Annotated in this window: 12 protein-coding genes; all 12 read right to left on the bottom strand. The window is 46.4% G+C overall.

The genetic code is table 11. From position 1 onward, the window contains the following. Window positions 1-266: 266 nt before the first annotated feature. The gene (locus MKY95_RS11595; protein ID WP_339198814.1) at window positions 267-2,126 is read right to left on the bottom strand and encodes an adenine deaminase C-terminal domain-containing protein; all 1,860 of its coding nucleotides are present in this window, start codon (window positions 2,124-2,126) and stop codon (window positions 267-269) included. Window positions 2,127-2,436: 310 nt separating this feature from the next. Beyond that, window positions 2,437-4,812 carry an RNA polymerase recycling motor HelD gene (gene helD / locus MKY95_RS11590; protein WP_339198812.1) on the bottom strand — a complete coding sequence of 792 codons (2,376 nt, stop codon included), beginning with the start codon at window positions 4,810-4,812 and terminating at the stop codon, window positions 2,437-2,439. Between the two features lie 244 nt (window positions 4,813-5,056). Continuing rightward, complete coding sequence (locus MKY95_RS11585; RefSeq protein ID WP_076249985.1) at window positions 5,057-5,518, bottom strand: hypothetical protein; 462 nt, start codon at window positions 5,516-5,518, stop codon at window positions 5,057-5,059. A 319-nt stretch (window positions 5,519-5,837) separates the two neighbouring features. Beyond that, the gene (locus MKY95_RS11580) at window positions 5,838-6,905 is read right to left on the bottom strand and encodes an aromatic acid exporter family protein (RefSeq protein ID WP_017689291.1); all 1,068 of its coding nucleotides are present in this window, start codon (window positions 6,903-6,905) and stop codon (window positions 5,838-5,840) included. Between the two features lie 300 nt (window positions 6,906-7,205). After that, window positions 7,206-7,928, bottom strand: a complete 723-nt coding sequence (locus tag MKY95_RS11575) for an HD domain-containing protein (protein ID WP_339198809.1) — start codon at window positions 7,926-7,928, stop codon at window positions 7,206-7,208. A 1-nt stretch (window position 7,929) separates the two neighbouring features. Beyond that, a complete protein-coding gene (locus MKY95_RS11570) occupies window positions 7,930-9,369 on the bottom strand; it encodes an NAD-dependent malic enzyme (protein ID WP_036670229.1) in 1,440 nt (479 codons plus the stop codon). Between the two features lie 208 nt (window positions 9,370-9,577). Further along, window positions 9,578-11,650, bottom strand: coding sequence for a beta-galactosidase (locus MKY95_RS11565; protein WP_339198807.1), 2,073 nt, complete (start codon window positions 11,648-11,650; stop codon window positions 9,578-9,580). A gap of 91 nt (window positions 11,651-11,741) precedes the next feature. Further along, the gene (locus MKY95_RS11560; RefSeq protein ID WP_082219046.1) at window positions 11,742-12,827 is read right to left on the bottom strand and encodes an arabinogalactan endo-1,4-beta-galactosidase; all 1,086 of its coding nucleotides are present in this window, start codon (window positions 12,825-12,827) and stop codon (window positions 11,742-11,744) included. Between the two features lie 32 nt (window positions 12,828-12,859). Beyond that, on the bottom strand, window positions 12,860-13,738 hold the full coding sequence (locus MKY95_RS11555) for a carbohydrate ABC transporter permease (RefSeq protein WP_036670224.1): 879 nt from the start codon (window positions 13,736-13,738) through the stop codon (window positions 12,860-12,862). A gap of 29 nt (window positions 13,739-13,767) precedes the next feature. Next, window positions 13,768-14,658, bottom strand: a complete 891-nt coding sequence (locus tag MKY95_RS11550) for an ABC transporter permease subunit (protein ID WP_339198803.1) — start codon at window positions 14,656-14,658, stop codon at window positions 13,768-13,770. Between the two features lie 189 nt (window positions 14,659-14,847). Continuing rightward, complete coding sequence (locus tag MKY95_RS11545; RefSeq protein WP_076249867.1) at window positions 14,848-16,533, bottom strand: extracellular solute-binding protein; 1,686 nt, start codon at window positions 16,531-16,533, stop codon at window positions 14,848-14,850. 123 nt (window positions 16,534-16,656) lie between these two features. Next, entirely contained in the window at window positions 16,657-18,285 is a 1,629-nt protein-coding gene (locus tag MKY95_RS11540; protein ID WP_036670221.1) for a response regulator, read from the bottom strand. Window positions 18,286-18,338 lie beyond the last annotated feature (53 nt).

The raw sequence follows: 18,338 nt of genomic DNA, 5'->3' as shown, positions 1-18,338 counted from the left end.
GCAATATCATCTTTAAGACTTACGACGAAAGAATCATATAACTATATTTCGGGAATTCGTAGTTCTGTATGTATAGTTCAAAAGTCGCAATTATTCATTATTTTCAAATTCAATCCTTATTTCAGCATGACTTCAGTCATTATTGCCATATGTACACCGAGCTCCAGAAGACCTAGAAAGCGTTTTCTCCCAAAATACACCAAAAAACCGCCCTAAGGCGGCTTTATATGGAACCCTATTTAATGATGTCTTGTCGATATTTCCGTTCATTCATTACCCGATGGAGCTACAGGTGTATTGTCAACCACTTCATCGAAAAGAGACACCAGTTCAATACCTTCTGCCGAGATCCGCACAAGCCCCTTGTCGGACAAACGTAATTCTGGAATCACAACCAGCGCCAATAACGAAAGCGTCATGAACGCATTATTCAACGTACATCCTGCGGACTGTAAAGCTTCACTGACTGCTGCCGATTGGGCTGCAACGACTTCGAAAGATTCAGTTGACATCAAACCTGCAATCCGTAGCGGGAATTCGGTTACCCCTGCTGCCGTTACCACGGCCACCCCGCCCTGCATACGAATGACGCGATTGCCGGCTTCAGCCATTAATGCATCATCATTACCGATAATCAACAGGTTGTGACTATCATGAGCAACTGTCATCGCAATCGCTGCAGGTGATGTGAAGCCGATGCCTCCAACAAGTGCTACCGCTCGATTCCCGGTTTGTTTGTGACGCTCCAATACCGCAATTTTGCATACTTCCCCTGAAGTTGAAACCACAACCTTGCCGTTCTCTACGGTAACAGGCAGGTGTTTCTCCTTTGTATCCACATGGTTCTCTGTCACATGAATGATTTTGGCACCAATGATTCCCTCTTGAATCGGCGCAGCCAACTCCAGATCTTCTGGCTGAATATTAGCTTCTAACTTCACCGTGTTCAGCGCTTCCTCCGGGTACGTGAAACTGTCCCAGACCGCCGTCATTTTCCCGTTCTCAGCTACAACTTGCCCGGCAGCAATCGTCATGCCCACACGTACATCCGCCAACCGGCCGTCCAGCAGAATAATATCAGCTATATTGCCCGGAATAATCGCACCAATGTCGCGCGCAACACCAAAGCGCTCAGCCGTGTTAATGGTTGCCATCTGAAAAGCCGTAACCGGCTTCACCCCTTGGGAGATTGCGAGACGAACAACAAAATCCATATGTCCTTCTTTGAGCAAGGATTCAGAGCTTCGGTCATCGGTCACCAGCATCATCCGGCGTGTATCCAGTCCAAGCTCAGTGCAGGCTTTGATCGTCTCAGCCACATCATGCCATGCTGAACCTTGGCGCATCTTCGCGTACATCCCGAGTCGCAGACGTTCAACCACATCTTCCTTGGTCACACATTCATGATCCCCTGTAACACCACTCGCTGCGTAGGCTGGCAGACGCCAGTCATCTGCAGCCCAGGTGAAATGACCGTCTGCCACTTTACCTGCCCGGAGCGTTGCCTGTATCTCACCGATCATCGTCTCATCCCCATAGACCACTCCAGGGAAGTTCATCACTTCACCAAGACCAATCATGTCCGGACCCCAGGAAAGAGCCTCAGCTACCTCTTCAGGTCCGATATAAGCACCTGTTGTCTCCAATCCTGGATGCGTGGAAGGGACACAGGAAGCCACCTGCATATAAGCAGCCATCGGTGTGGTCCGCGCTTCATCCAGCATCATTCTCAGACCTTTGAGACCAAGCACGTTAGAGATCTCATGAGGGTCAAAGAAACCTCCGGTCGTGCCTGAAGGCAATACCGCTCTCGCAAACTCGGTTACTTTCATCTGTGTACTTTCGATATGGCAGTGTCCATCCAACAGACCAGGAGCGATATACTTACCGTTTGCTTCAATGATCCGGGTATGTTCTCCGATGGTGTGGCTCACATCTTTACCGACATAAGCGATTCGAGCTCCCTGTACAGCTATGGACATCTCAGGTAAAATCTCACCCGATATCACGTTTACCAGCGTACCTCCCCGAATGACCAAAGTCGCTGGCAAATCTCCCCGTGCTGTAGCGACCAGATCCGGTACACAATCGGCCATAAGTGGCCGTTCAAAAGATGATTTGTTCATTTTGTTGCCTCCTTTAATAAACGATCCAAAAAAAATATATTGTTACGATTATATGAGTCCGGACCTCATGTGTAAAGAAAAATCACATCCATTGTCCTTGAATACAAATTATCAAGTCATTTTTATCCACGGGACCCAATCCTTACGAAATCACGTTAGGTATTTTTATCAATACGATCACCTATATGGCTGTAACCTCATCACGTATAATTCCCTCGCTAAGCTAGCTTCTTCCCGATATATGTATCATATACAGAAAAACTCCCGTTCCATTGAACGGAAGCCTTCCTCATGCATATGAAGTGTTATGTCAGTCCACTTGCGCAGTAGACACCTTGCCAAGATCATACTGTTCTTCCGACTGGGCGGTAATGAACGGACTCGGTGTGCCCACGCAGTAAACGTGTAGCAGATGCATGGCTCGTGTGCAAGCCGTATAGAACAACTTGCGTTCATGCTCTTGAGCATACTGCTCCGCAGAGCCGTCATAGATCAGGACAGCATCGAATTCCACACCTTTGGCCAGATACGCTGGGATGACATGAACACCCTGCTCAAAAGCCAGCGTCGTTTTTTTGATTAACTTCGGTGCTGTGGGTAGCGCCTTACTCAATGCAGCATGTACGTCTCTGCTCTCTTCGGCGGTTTTGCAGATAACTGCAACCGATTCGTACCCTTCCTTAATCAAATGCTTCAAGTCTGTCGTGATGACATTCATATGACGCTCTGAATCAGAAGAAACGATCACTTTAGGTTTCTCACCGCTGCGGTTAAATGGAATAATCTCTTCCCCACCAGGCACCATACCACGTGTAAACTCCACGATCTCCCGGGTAGATCGATAACTTCTGGTCAGCTCAATGACTTCCGTGTTTTCTGGTCCGTACAGGTTAGTCAAAGGTCCTGTTCCACTAAGTACTGAAGAGTGGGCATAGATTGCCTGATTAAAGTCACCAAGTGCTGTTATTTTCGCCCGTGGGAACAATCTCTTCATAAATGCCAACTGAAACGCAGAATAATCCTGGGCTTCATCAATGATGACATGACGAATATTCGAGTTAATATGGAATCCAAGCATAAGCTCACGCAAGTACAAGTATGGCGTAATATCTTCATATGCCAACTCCTGAAGCTTCAATCTGCGTAACGTCATCTTACAGATTTCATCCCATTGAGCAGGCAGCGCTTCGTCACCCAGCAATCGCTCCATCTGAGCCTGATCGTTGAATAGATGTGCATATAATTGTCTTATATCAACGAATCGTAAGGACTTGATCCATTTCCGCAACGGTTTGAGTCGGTCACTGACCACCATACGTGCCAGTATCCCTCTTTCCTGCTCGAAGTCATTAAACGTATGGGCCTTTCCTTTTTGCTTGCGCTTCAACCGTTGATAAGCACGTTGCAGATCCTCCGGCTCCATCAGATCAAGCTGCTGATCAACCCAAGGCGCATCCAGTTCACCTTTACCAAAGGCAGACAGTTCTTTCAGCATCCAGTCCCGTAACATCTCCAGTCGACTCACCAGTTTAACGGATGACTCGAAACTGTAGAATTTCTCAGCCATAGCCTCTGACGTGACAATCGCTCGGCCCTGGAAGCGAACCGGCTTGAATTTCATGCCACCTGACAACATACTTTCCTTATAACGTGTAATCACCTTGAGGAACGTTTCGGACGACTTGAAGCGAATGCTGGACATGCGAACATCGTAATCGGGATCTTCCGTCCCCGTAAGTACATATTCAAGCTGAATAAACGGATCTTCCAGTTGATATTCACGACCCAAACGGCGCTCCAGATACTCCTGGAAGGTCGTTTGCAACATGTTTTCCTCCCCAAGCTCAGGCAGTACCGTGGAGACATAACTGTTGAACATTGGATTTGGTGAAAAAAGAACCATCTGATCCGCTTGCAGATGCTCGCGGTATTTATAGAGAAGATATGCCACACGCTGGAGCGCCGCGGATGTTTTGCCACTGCCGGCTGCGCCTTGCACAATGAGCATACGTGTTCGGTCATTACGGATAATCCGGTTTTGCTCCTTCTGAATGGTCGCTACAATACTCTTCATCTGTGCATCCGAAGTTCGACTGAGCACGGCCTGCAACAACTCATCACCAATCGTAACCCCTGTGTCAAACATAAACCGGATACGACCGTCCCGAATGACAAACTGTCGCTTCATCTCTATATCACCGCTGATCTCCCCACTGGGTGTATGATACGTGATTGGACCCGGTGCTCCGTCATAATACAGGTTAGAGATTGGCGCACGCCAGTCGTAGACCAGAAAAGATTCTTCCTTCTCATCCAGCAACGATGCAATGCCGAGATAAATGCGTTCTGCATTTGGATATCCGTCTTCCTTAAAATCAATGCGCCCAAAATACGGTGAATGATGCAGTCGTTTCATTTTATCCAACGCAGCTGCTGTATTGAGATGGCTGCGCTCCCGATCGGACAGTACCTGTGACTGCTGCCGCATGCTAGTTGAAGTCTCCCCAACATCATCCGCTTCGCTAAAGTTCATCGTGACTTCGTCCCAGAAATCTTTTCTCATGCCAACCACTTCGTCACGGAAGGAACCAACTTCATCTTCCAGCGTTGTGATCTTGCGTTCGATCTGATCGGTCACGGTGTTGACCCGTTGTTGTTCCTTAATCCATTGCTGATCTGTACTCATATGTTAATAGCCCCTCTTTCCCCGGATTGTGTCCTCAAAATCCCATTTGACAAGCCCGAAAAGGCAATGGTATAATTATTAGAAAGTAAACATTTTAATTATATGTTAATTAGTTCTAATTTTCTGAAAACCATTTTTTATTGTACCAGTGACAACGTCCCGATGCAAGCGGAGGCGTTTTTTGTTGTTTTCTTCTTCATTATTACCCAATCACCGGGTCCTCAACTGACTTAGCTACTCTTGCCTACTTTCGTAATTCTTCAATCGTCTCTTTCCAGCGTGTAATTGCTCCAAGTTCATCTTTTAGTTGAAAGGTAATTCCTGAAGTGATCTCCGCATATGGCGCGTGATCCACACGTACATGGAGCACTTGTGCTTCAAAACGATCTCTCGGATGGACAGCCCCCTTCATCTCAGGCAGCCGTTCTACTTCTGTACGAATATGCAGCAATCGATGTCCTTGAACCGCAATCAAGGTAGCCTTGCCTGTTTTGCTCATGTTCATACTGGTCTGTGTACCTGGCCATAGAGCCAGTCTAAGCTGATGCGGATTTATCGCAATCACTTCCCCCATACTAATCATCGCCTGATGCGGCCATTGATCCTCAGATACGGTCAGCAGTTGCATGGCTTCATGCTGTTTATGCTCCAGATTTGTCCCACTCAACCATTCCATTAGTTCAGCGTCCAATTCCTCTATAATCATGTCTCTATCCCTCAGTTCGTTAATATTCATTCATGCCCTTCAGCCCTATGTATGACAAAACAACCCGGACACGATGGTCCGGGCTATGTTGTAACTACATTGTATATGATCGCCAAGCAGGTGCGCAATTCGCACTTAGAAAGGTTGTTCAAAAAGTCTACTTTTGATTACGAAGGATGCCTAACGGCATCATCAGCATCGAATATGAAATTCAGCCGAAATGTCCGTTGCTCACGTAGTTTTTCCTACGCTCCGCTACTCCATTTCTATCTTCATTCCATCTTCTCGGTACTGAAAACCAGCCTTTTTGAACTCGTACTTAAGGCCACTTAAGCCAATTCAAAATTTTGTCCTGTGATTCTTTGTCTTCACTGGCGCTATGCACATGTTCGGCAAGTCGATTCAAACGTTCCAACTGATATCCATAATCATAAATGGCAGCAGCCACGATAGACAATCGTAACATCCCTTCCTTGTCGATATCAAACTGGGTGATCGCCTGCTCCATGAAACGGTCATTATCCAATACAAACTGTGCGGCCTCTTCCCCATTAGGTTTCAGCTTATCCTCGAACTTGAGCAGTGCATGCTCATGGAATTTGATAACCAGTTCAAGATGTGAGTCAAAAAACTGATCCATGGCCGTTGTCCGCGGTGCCTGGAAATAGTGGCGTTCCACCGAATCCAGCACCTCATACCCTTTTTGCAGACTCAGCAGCATTTGTTTGTAGACCACCATCTGACGAGTTTCGCTGAATTTCGAACGTTTCATCTTTTTCTGTTCCTCTTCGAACAAGTTATACTTGTCGGACAAAGACTTAATGGAACCGCCCAGGTTGCTTTTCTCCTCCCGGAATACAACTTCCTTAATCTCATCCGAGATCGAAGTTCGTAGAAGCAATGACATACCGCTGAATACACTATGGATCTGCTTCACGAACTGAACCTTCGGTTTCGGAGGAAATACCGTAATGTTGATGAGAAACGCCGATACAATACCAACCAGTGTCAACAGAAAACGATTGAGTGCAAAATGCCAGTCACCCGAGGCTTCCATAATGGATACAACCGTGACCAGTGTAAGGCCAACCGTCTCACCCATATTCAATTTAAGACAGATCATGATGACAAGTACAATAATTAATCCAACGGCGATTGGCTCATTGGACAACACCATGCCCCCCACCAGGGCGACAATAGCTCCCAGCGTGGTCGTTTGCAATTGATCCAGGAAGTATTTCCAGGAACGATAGATGGAAGGCTGCATGGCGAATATAGCCGCGATTGCGGCAGGCACGGGAGATTGCGGGTTCAAGAACAGGCTGCTTAGGTACAAGGCAAGCGTGACCGCGATCCCCGTCTTAAGTACACGCGCACCAAACGACATGGTGATGACCCCTCCTCTTTACCGAACCTGAAATTTTACATTTGATAATCATGTTCATTATTACCCCATATTTCTTTTTTTGCCTGAATTCATTCAGGAGAACGATTTATTGTACCATGTAAGGTCTTCCGTTGCCATGTCATAAGTCAGAGGTATTGTGAAATTGATTCCTTTATGTATGTTAATACACATTATTAACCCAAAAAGAAGCAAATCTTCAAAATGGATTTTCACCACTTCAAAGATTCGCCTCTGTTACTTATGATACCTCTGTGGAATGCTCATGCTTATTATGCCTGCCTAACGCTCCGTGCCCTCCCATTCCCTTTTGAACTGGTCCACAAACTGCACCATATAATCATGACGCTGCTCCGCCAGCTCCTTGCCATAGGAGGTATTCATCAGATCCTTGAGCTTGAACAACTTCTCGTAAAAGTGATTTATCGTTGTGCTGCGCCCATTGCGATATTCCTCACGGGTCATCTGCTCCCGTGGGGGAAGGGAAGGATCGTACATCTCGCGCCCTCTGGCACCTGAAAAGGCAAAGGTTCGCGCGATCCCAATCGCACCCAATGCATCCAGTCGATCCGCATCCTGAACAACCTGTGCTTCAAGCGAACTGACCGCAGGACGCTGGCCTCCCGCATATGAGATGGTACTAATAATACCCACAACCTTATTACGTATATCCGGGTCAAGAGGCTGGGTATCCAGCCAGTCATTCAGTTTGGCCATCCCGGCTTCCAAGCTCTCATTCAGCTTCTCATCCGGTACATCATGTAATAATGCAGCCAGTTCGCAGACAAATGGATCTGCACCCATACGGTGAGCGAGTTCAACCGCAAGTGCGGTTACCCGTTCAATGTGCGGCCAGTCATGACCATCACTATGCTTGGATGAGTCCCCTTGAACAAAGGATCGGGCGGCGCGCAGAACAGCCTCTCCTGCCGTTATTCCATCTATATTATGCATGTGCCCTAATTCTTGCAGATTCCCACCAGGTTGAAGAGGGTTCTCTGACATCTTACGATTCCCCGCCTTCACGGGCCTGTTCACGAGGAATACGTCGAGCTACACCCGTCTTAACAGCTGCTTCAATTACGCGACTGCGCATCGATTTGACTACTTTATCATTGAACACACTCGGAATAATGTAATAACGTGTACGCTCTTCGTCGGTAATGGCCGAAGCAATCGCTTGCGCGGCTGCCAGCTTCATTTCTTCATTAATTTCGGTGGCTCGGCAATCCAAAACTGCCCTGAACATACCCGGGAAACATAACACGTTGTTGATCTGATTCGGATAATCGGATCGTCCTGTTGCCATTACAGCCACAATGTCTTCCACCAAGGCAGGCATAATCTCAGGTACCGGGTTTGCCATTGCAAACACGATTGGATCTTCTGCCATGGTCTGCACATCTTCGCGAGTTAACAGATTCCCGCGGGACAGGCCAATGAACACATCGGCTCCACGAATGACATCACGCAGCGATCCAGTCTCCAGTTCGGGATTAGTACGAGCTGCATAATCACTCCAGACTTCATTCTCATAGGTTTGTGTCCGTACAATTGCACCCTCACGATCGACACCTATAAGCCGGCTGGCTCCCGCGGACAATAATATATTGCTGCACGCTACACCTGCTGCACCGATGCCACAGACCACAATCTTCACATCTTCAATGGACTTGCCCACCAGTTTGAGCGCATTGATCAGACCAGCATATAACACAACCGCTGTGCCATGCTGGTCATCATGAAATACAGGAATGTCCAATTCCTCATTCAGACGACGTTCAATTTCGAAACAACGCGGTGACGAGATATCCTCCAGATTAATGCCGCCAAAACCAGGTGATATCGCTTTCACAGTACGTATGATTTCCTCGGTATCCTGTGTATCCAGGCAGATTGGGAAAGCATCCACACCAGCAAACTGTTTGAATAACATCGCTTTACCTTCCATGACAGGCATCGCTGCACGGGGACCAATGTTGCCCAGTCCAAGTACCGCACTGCCATCAGATACGACGGCTACTGTATTCCGTTTAATTGTCAATGAGAAGGCTTTGCCGGGTTCTTCTGAAATGGCTGAACACACACGAGCCACATCCGGAGTGTACACACGTGACAGATCTTCCCGGTTTTGAATCGGGGTCTTTGGTGTTACTTCGATCTTACCGCCCAGATGAAGCAGGAACGTCCGATCCGATACATTAATAATGGATACACCTTTGAGCTGGCGCACCCCTTCTATAATTTTACTGTTATCTTGTGCATCTGTAACTGCGACCGTCAAGTCGCGCACGCTTACATCCTGATTGGTGGAAATCACGTCGATGGCAATGATGTCTCCCCCAGCTTCCGAGATGACCGAAGCCACTTCGCCAAACTTGATATCCTTAGTTGTCATTTCCAGTCGAATAATAATGCTGTTACCATCCAGATTTCTTTGATTCATTTCCATTCCTCCCAGACTGAAAGTCTTGAGTTACATGTTACGTGTTTGTCTTCGCTACGCGGACACGTTTATCCTTTATCTTGTCCAGAAAAAGTGGTTCAACAGCCAAATGCATAAAATTAAAAAAGATGCCCTGAACACCAATGCAGGCGTTCAGGGCACTCTTTGTCTATCCTAACTCCGTTTATAAAGTAAGGATGAACCTATATTATTTTCGAGCAGTCGGTCTGCGCAGAACACAAATGTCATATGGCTTCAAGCTGAGACTTGCTTCCACAGCATCACCACTGAGCAGATCGGTATAGGACTGTCCATCTAGTTTAACCAGCTTCTCATCTGGCGTGTAGTTCTGTACAAACACATAATCTGCTGTACCATCTGTACGCGTATGTGCCGTTGTTCCGGCAGGCAGCTCGGTTTCAAGTCCACGCTCAATGTTCAGGTCAGCGATAAGCTTCGCATAGAAATCATCATAGAATGGTGCTTTCAGACGTGTCGCTACGTAATATGCTTTTCCTGAACCCAACTGGTTAACCGTCAATGCCGGACGTCCGGCATAAAAGTCAGAACGGTACGTAGCCAGGGACTTCGCGCCTTCGAGATGAATCAGATCACACAGTTCAATTGCATCATACGCTGTATTGAGCTGAAGCTCATTGCCCTTCTCAGGGATAATTCCGTTCAGATCACGATCATGCAGTCCGTCAATTTCCTCGGACCAGATGCCAAGTGTCTTACGCAGCGGGCCTGGGAATCCACCCAGGAAACACAGATCGTTTTCGTTAACAATACCAGACCAGTAAGTTGCTACAAACGTACCACCTTGTTCTACAAACTTCTCAATACGTTCCCCGACACCTTCACGTACCAGATAGAGCATTGGAGCAATCAGCAACTTATACTTGGACAGATCTGCATCCATATCAATTACGTCTACAGCGACTCCCTTTTTCCAAAACGCTTCGTAATGCTCTTCCACCGTCTGCTCATACTTCACACCGATATTACGCGGACCCTGGGAATCATTAACGGCCCAGCGGTTTTCCCAATCAAATATGATTGCAACTTCTGCCGGAACCGCTGTTCCTACAATAGCTTCCATGCCTTCAAGAGCCGTTCCTACGTCGGTGACATCTTGGAACACTCGAGTGTGTTCCGTTCCTACGTGGTCTACCACCGCACCATGAAGTTTCTCACTGGACCCACGGCTTTTTCTCCACTGGAAGTACTGAACACTATCGGAGCCGTGTGCCACAGCCTGGAGAGAAGAGAGCAGATGCATGCCAGGTTTCTTCAGTTTGCTGACATCTTGCCAATTCGTCGAACTTGGAGTACTCTCCATCAGCAAGAACGGCTGACCGCCTTTGATGGAACGAACGATATCATGCATCATCGCGATACGTGATGCCTGTTTCGCATCGTCATTTGCATCATGCCAAGTCGGATAACTGTCCCAAGAGAGGAAATCCAGAATATCAGCGAACTTCCAATAGTTCAGACCGCCATAGAATTCCATCAGGTTGGTTGTGACTGGCAGATCAGGATTCTGAGCTTTTAATGGTTTCGTTTCATGCACGATAAAATCAGCTGTCTGATCCGTAACGAAACGGCGCCAGTCCAGATTCATTGCGTGTACCTGTGTCTCACCGTGTGGCGCCGGAGATTCCACTTGACTCCAGTCTGTAACCGTATGGCTCCAGAATGTGGTCCACCACGAATGATTCAGTTCATCGAGTGTTTTATACTTCTTCTGAACCCAACCACGGAATGCTTCCTGACAATAATCACAATGACAGTCTCCGCCGAACTCGTTCGAGATATGCCAGCCAATTACAGCCGGATGATCCGAATAACGTTCTGCCAGTTTTGTGTTGATCGCAGTAACCTTCTCACGGTATACCGGGGAAGTATAACAGTGGTTGTGACGGAAACCATGCAGATTGCGGACACGCTTCTCGGATACACGGAGCACTTCCGGGTACTTCGCGGACATCCAAGCAGGTCTGGCACCACTTGGTGTAGCGAGGAATGCATAGATACCGTTTGCTGCAAAACGATCCAACACCTGATCCAGCCATTCAAACGTGTATACGCCCTCTTCCGGCTCAAGGGATACCCACGAGAAGATACCAATGGACATCACGTTACACTTGGCAAGCTTCATCAAGCGAATATCTTCTTCCAGAACTTCAGGATAGCGGAGCCATTGCTCCGGGTTATAGTCTGCGCCATGCAACATGTGCGGGGCTTTGGAACTTACAGGTGGAAATTTGTATGTCATAAGGACAACTCCCTTGCTTTAATTACTGTTTTTTTAGTTTATATACGATAACGATAACAACGACTTCACAGACGATACGTATTACGCTAGATTACACGTATGTCACGACATCTGATTCTTCAACAGTAGCAAGTGCTGTAAACGATTCCAACTTGCGACCTTTAAAATCAAACATGGTGAGGTTGCCCCAGTTATTCGGATGTCCGACGGACCATTCTTCTTTACTTGGTATCCAGGCAGGTTCCCAATAATAGAATCCGTGCCCCAAACCACCAGGAACTTCGCGAATAATCTGCAATAGATCCTTCAGATATTTGGTCTGTCCCTCTACACTTGCAGGGTATCCTGGTAACAACATATCTTCCTGATTCAAAATCCATTCAATGCCTTCCGGCTGCTCCAGCGTCCAGGGATAAGCGGTTTCAACTACATTGATAGGTTTGCCATAACGCTCAGCCAGATCATGAAGATTGTCACGTAACGCATCGAGTGTTCCATGCCACCAAGGGTAATACGAGAGACCAATGATATCAAACTCCACACCCAGTGCTTCAAAGCGATCGTAAAACTTGCGGCTCTCGGCGTTATCTCCACCACGATCAATATGTATCATAATCTGAATATCCGCGTCAACGGATTTGACCGCAGCAATTCCATACTTCACAAGGCCTGCAAAACGCTCCCACTGTTCATCCGTATCATGCTCTTCTCCACCGACACGTCCCTCATTCCATAACATGCCTGGTGTAATCTCGTTGCCCACCTGCACCATGTCTGGAAGCGCATCGTGTTCCTTCAACGTTCTCAGAACGTCAGCCGTATACATGCATACCGCACGTTGAAGCTCTTCATAGGACAGATTCTCCCATGCTTTCGGCTTCCATTGATTGGCTGGATCAGCCCAGCGATCAGAATAATGGAAATCAAGCAAAAATTTCAATCCCTGTTCCTTGATCCGTTTGGCTACCTCCACCGTCCGCTCCAGATTGCAGAATCCACCAACAGGATCATTCCAGATTCGAAGTCGTATCGCGTTAGCGTCATTAATCTTCAGGATGGACAGCAAGTCTTGTTCCTTGCCATCCACATCACTATAACTCCCGCCATGCTGTTCGATTTCATCCATAAAGGACACATCCATTCCCAGAATGAATGTCTTTTCCGTCAAGTTGCTCACTGTATCAACCTCCATTAATTTGGGGTACAGGCTCAGCCTTTAACTGAGCCCAACGTCATACCTTTAACAAAGAAACGTTGCAGGAAAGGATACACAATCAAGATTGGTGCACTTCCGATGAAAATCTGAGCTGCCCTTACCGTAGTTTGAGAGAGAGCTTCCATTTCTTTTGGATTCATGCTCATGCTACTCATATCACGTCCAATAATGACCGTTTGCATAAATGTAGCAAGTGGGTAATCCTTAGCGTTATTCATGTAGAGCAATCCATCAAACCAGGAATTCCAGTGGAACACCATACTGAACAATGCAATTGTTGCAATGGACGGCATCGAAATGGGAAGGAAGATCCTGAACAATGTTCTGAAATGGTTAGCTCCATCCATGAGCGCCGCTTCCTCCAGCTCTTTTGGAATACCGCGGAAGAAGTTCAGCATCAGAATGACAAGGAATGTGTTAACTGCTCCTGGGAGTACCAGTACCCAGAAGGAATCCATCAACCCGATCTTCTGGATAACCATGTAGAACGGCACCAGTCCCCCGTTGAAAATCATACTGAATACAAAAATCCAGGAGTAGATCGTTCTGCCTTTGAATTCACTATTCTCTTTGGACAACGGATACGCCGCCAGGAACGTAATCAGCAAGGTAATAGCTGTACCGATCACTGTACGTAGAAGTGAAATCCAGAGCGAGTTCAAGAAAATTGGATTGTTCATCGTCTTTTTGTAAGCCTCAAGTGAAAAACCTACGGGCCAGAGATTGACCAGATTGGCATCGGCAGCAGCCTTTGTACTAAAGGATACTGCCAGTACATGAATCATTGGTACGATACACATAATGGCGACCAAAATCAGAAAGCAGGTATTGACTATATTAAACACGCGATAAGGCAATGATTTATGATACATCGTGGTCCCTTCTTTCTCTGTTCATTCGTTTAGAATATGCGATATCCAGCGTATTTTTTGGCTAAGCTGTACGATACAAGGATCAAGATCATACTAATAACCGATTTGAACAATCCGATCGCGGTTGCAAAGCCCATCTCACCATTCTGCATTGCGGAACGATATACGAATGTATCAATGATGTCACCCGTTTGATATACGAGCGGGTTATACAAGTTGAATATCTGGTCAAATCCGGCATTCAGTACGTTACCAAGCGCCAGTGTTCCTACAACCATCAACATCGGCACAAGCGAAGGGATTGTAATGTGCAGTGTCTGTTTCCAGCGTCCTGCTCCGTCAATTTCCGCTGCTTCGTACAACGCTGGATTAATTCCGGCAAGGGCAGCCAGAAAGACAATCATGTTATAGCCAAATTCTTTCCACACATCTGTCAGAATGACCGTAGTTCGGAACCAACTGTTGTCTCCCAGGAAGAAATATGGCCCAAGTCCAAAGGTTCCCAGAACCCGGTTAACCAAGCCGCCTGTTGACAACAGATCTATCAAAATCCCGCCCAGAATGACCCAGGACAAGAAGTGAGGTAAATATACGAGTGTTTGAATCGTTCGCTGTACAGCCATCTTGCGAACCTCATTCAAAAGAATGGCAAAAACAAATGGAACAAATAAATTGAAAATCAGTTTAAGTACAGCAATAATTAATGTGTTCCAGATGACCTGTAAGCTGTCTTCACGTTCAAACAAATATCTAAAGTTGTCCAGCCCAACCCATTCAGAACCGCTAATCCCAAGCCATGGCTTGTAGTTCTGGAACGCCATAATGATTCCGCCCATAGGCACATAACTGAAGATAATCAGAAAGATAATGGCTGGCAACAGCATAACGTGGAATGGCCAAGTGCGTTTCAAAGTTCTCATGATTGCTCCCCCTGTATTTCTTCCTACTCAAGTACTCCCTGAGTGGCTTATAATGCGATTATATCAACCTTTTACGGGGTCCAAACAGCACATAAAAGCAATATAAATGGCACAAATTCAACCACTTTGCCTTAACTTGAATAAACAAAAAAAGCGCCCAGACGTTAGTCGTCTGAGCGCTGCTTGTAACTATTTTTTCACACTGTCATACCATTCGTTAACCTCTTGCGTAATTTGGTCACCGCCACCGGATTTCCACGTTTGTACAAAGGTATCAAACGCATCAACCGGATTTTTGCCATAGATAATTTCGTTAAATGCTTGATTCTCGATTTTGTTCAAATAGTCAAGCTTGGATTTCATCGTCTTTGTTGTCGGACCTGTGAACATGTTCTTGAAGGAAATTTCTTCTTGGCTCAGCAACACTTTCGCTGCTGCTGGAGTCTCTTTACCGTAGTTGACAGCAACATCTTTTTCAAGCTTGGTTTCCGGCTCTTTGCCATTGGCCAAATTCATCAGAGCTTTCATCTGTGCATCTGGAATACGAGCACCGTCACGAACAAGCAAATAACGTACAACGTTCACGTATCCGCCTTCGATCTCGTCAATCGGCATTTGTTTTCCATTTGCATCCAGTTGATAGTCATAGCCTGCAAACAGACCGTTATCATAAGGGCTACCTGGTGCCGGGTCTGCATAATTGTCGAACAGGTAGTTCTGGTACGTAAAGAATGCTTCTGGATGCGCCATATCTTTTTTGATCAACGTAACACCATTAACGAACTGTGTCCCGTGACGCATCGCTTTGCCTTCAGGACCGGTAGGAATTTCAATCGGTTTCCACACGGCACTCGGTACATTTTTCACTGTATCGAGAAGTGGCCATCCACTCATCCAGTAAGGTCCTGGAATAATACCCGCAGTTCCTGCAACTGCTGGCTCTGCTGTTTTGTTCTCATCCCATAGAGCTGCTTCCTGCGGGATATATCCTTTTTTGAGCCATTCGCTCAATTTGGTCAGACCTTGCTTCATACCCGGATTGATGGAGCCATACTCCAGCTTGCCGTCTTCCCCCAGATTCCATTGGAACGGCAATGTTCCATATGCTCCGAAGATCCAAGATGGGTCTCCCATCCATGTATTCATGGAAGTTTTGAAACCAATGCTGAGCGGAGTGACTTTATCAGGAGCCAAGCCGTCAGGGTTATTGTTTTTGAATGCTTCCATAACAGCTTCTAGTTCGTCGATGGTTTTTGGCGCCTTCATGTTCAGCTTATCCAGCCAATCCTGACGAATCCAGAGCAAGTAATCATTGTTGTAGGCATAGTCCAGAACAGGGATACCCATTCTTTTTCCATCACGACTATACTGGTTCCATACGTTTGGATCTTGTTCAATTGCTTTTTTCCATGTGTCCGAAGCATATTTATCGAACAGTGGACCTACTTCTTGATACATTCCAGAATCAATCAGATCCTGAGCAAGCAGATTATCACCTACGTTTACAATATCAGGCATTTCCTGTCCTGATGACATCGCAAGACGAAGCTTGGTTGCAAATGCTCCATTTGTGTCTGTTACTGACCACAACGATTTGATTTCAATCCCGAATTGATCTTTGGCCCACTTGGTTGCCACGTTATTTTCCATGGATTCGCCATTTTTAAATTTCAGCTCTGGATCGATTCCCCATGCTGTAGTAATAGTAACTGCCGGATCATATTTCTCTTTGTATTCGTTTTGGGTTCCAGATGTACTTGGTGTTGCACTATCTCCGCCCCCACTGCCTCCTGAACATCCTGCAAGAACGACAGTTAGACTCAGCGTTGTAGCGAGAAGCGTCAAGAATCTCTTTTTTGTTGATTGCGCTCTCATGTTGTTCCCCCTTAAATCGTTTTGGTTACCCTTTCATTATAGGCTGACCAGGCCTTTGAGCCTATGATACGAAATCAAGATTTCTGCACCTTTGCCAACCTATATTCTGGAATGTTGTTGAAATTATGCCTGATCTCGAAATTCATTTGGTGTCATACCATAATGTTTTTTGAACATTTTGCTGAAATATTGCGGATTTTGATAGCCAAGTTCACTCGTAATCTCGTATATTTTTTTGTTGCTATTCTTAAGCAGATATAGAGCACGTTCCATGCGCATACGAATCATGTAGTCCCCAAGACCTTCCCCAGTCTCTGCCTTGTAAATTTTCGATAGATATACGGGGTGTAAATATACCTTGTCCGCAATCATCTTCACCGACAGATCCTGTCCTGTATCTCTTGTCACCAACTCCTGAACCTGCTTGATCACATGTCTGCGGCTCTGCACACCTTCCTGATCGGACAACTCTTCCTGAAGCTTCGCCAGCATCTCGGTGGCCCAACGCCGCAGCTTCTCGGGGGATTGAATCAACTGATGAGCAAGGAGCAGATCGAATCCCGCATGATCAATCTCATGCACCAGATGCCCCTGTTTATGGGCAATATACATAAATGCATTAGTTACCGACAGATACATCTCATACACATGTTCTCTGGACAATCGTACCTGTTCTGCCGCGTCAAAGACCGTGTTCAGCTTACGCGCTGCCGCTTCCCATTGCTTGGTCTCAAGCAATTGCGGAAGTACAGGTGGTTTATATAGCTCTTCGAGCGCCTGCGTTGCATCATTCTCCGGTCTTTTGCTGAGTGCCTGATCCATGTCCATGTATATAATCTTGTGTTCTTCCGGTCCTGAAAGGACAAGCGAACCCAGACTTTTTCGATAAGCTGCTGTCAACTCGTTAAAGGGAAATGACGGTGTAACTACCATGGACAGATCTCCCTGTAAATATCGAATGACATGCTCACGGAAAGTTTCAGCTGAGATTCTCAACGTCTCCAAGTCCATCTGCGGAGCTCCGATCTGATCTTGATTCTGCAAGAACATAACCAGACACTCATGGGGTCCGCGACCAAACCACACGTTAAATTGCTCTCCAAGTACTTCCTCTGCAATATTACCTACCGCAAAATCCATCAGATCCAGAGACTGCTGGTCCATCGATGAGAAGCGTCCTGTAAGACGAATCAGCATCATCACAGCCGATTGTTCTGGATCGATATGAATCTCATATTGTTGCAGTTGTTCCCGAAGTGCCCGCGCCGTGATCTCACGCCCCAGCAGCAGATCATGCATGAGATTTTCCCGCAAAATTTTATAGTCAGACTTCCGACTGTATAACAGCCGGTGATATTTATCGAATTCATCCCACTCATCGCGAAGAGACGTGATGGCTGCCGACACCGATCCCATAAACTCATCATCGTTTACGGGTTTCAGGATATAATCTGCTGCCTGCAATTGAATGGCTTTTTTAGCATAATCAAAATCACTGTGACCCGTTAGTAAAATACAGCGGATATGAGACCAGCGCTTGCTTACCTCTGCAATGAGATCCAGTCCTGACATGCCAGGCATGCGAATATCGGTAACCACGATATCTACTGCATTTTCCTCCATAATCTCCAACGCTTCCTTACCGGATGCGGCACGCAGCACGGTCGTTACTCCAAGCTCTCCCCAGGGGATCGTAAGTTCCAGACTTTCTGTTACGTAAGTCTCATCATCTACCAGTAATATATCAATCAAGTGATTCACTCCCTATTTCGTTCATTCTGCAAATGGATTCCATCGCTACACAT

The organism is Paenibacillus sp. FSL P4-0176, assembly GCF_037975265.1.
In the GTDB taxonomy this organism is placed as follows: Bacteria; Bacillota; Bacilli; order Paenibacillales; family Paenibacillaceae; genus Paenibacillus; species Paenibacillus amylolyticus.
Note: the sequence above shows the minus strand (reverse complement) of the source record. Positions and strands in the feature narration are given on the sequence as shown.

Coding starts and splice junctions, on each gene's coding strand:
- MKY95_RS11595 (WP_339198814.1), bottom strand. CDS start 2,126: ATGAACAAATCATCTTTTGAACGGCCACTTATGGCCGATTGTGTACCG.
- helD (WP_339198812.1), bottom strand. CDS start 4,812: ATGAGTACAGATCAGCAATGGATTAAGGAACAACAACGGGTCAACACC.
- MKY95_RS11585 (WP_076249985.1), bottom strand. CDS start 5,518: ATGATTATAGAGGAATTGGACGCTGAACTAATGGAATGGTTGAGTGGG.
- MKY95_RS11580 (WP_017689291.1), bottom strand. CDS start 6,905: ATGTCGTTTGGTGCGCGTGTACTTAAGACGGGGATCGCGGTCACGCTT.
- MKY95_RS11575 (WP_339198809.1), bottom strand. CDS start 7,928: ATGTCAGAGAACCCTCTTCAACCTGGTGGGAATCTGCAAGAATTAGGG.
- MKY95_RS11570 (WP_036670229.1), bottom strand. CDS start 9,369: ATGAATCAAAGAAATCTGGATGGTAACAGCATTATTATTCGACTGGAA.
- MKY95_RS11565 (WP_339198807.1), bottom strand. CDS start 11,650: ATGACATACAAATTTCCACCTGTAAGTTCCAAAGCCCCGCACATGTTG.
- MKY95_RS11555 (WP_036670224.1), bottom strand. CDS start 13,738: ATGTATCATAAATCATTGCCTTATCGCGTGTTTAATATAGTCAATACC.
- MKY95_RS11550 (WP_339198803.1), bottom strand. CDS start 14,658: ATGAGAACTTTGAAACGCACTTGGCCATTCCACGTTATGCTGTTGCCA.
- MKY95_RS11545 (WP_076249867.1), bottom strand. CDS start 16,533: ATGAGAGCGCAATCAACAAAAAAGAGATTCTTGACGCTTCTCGCTACA.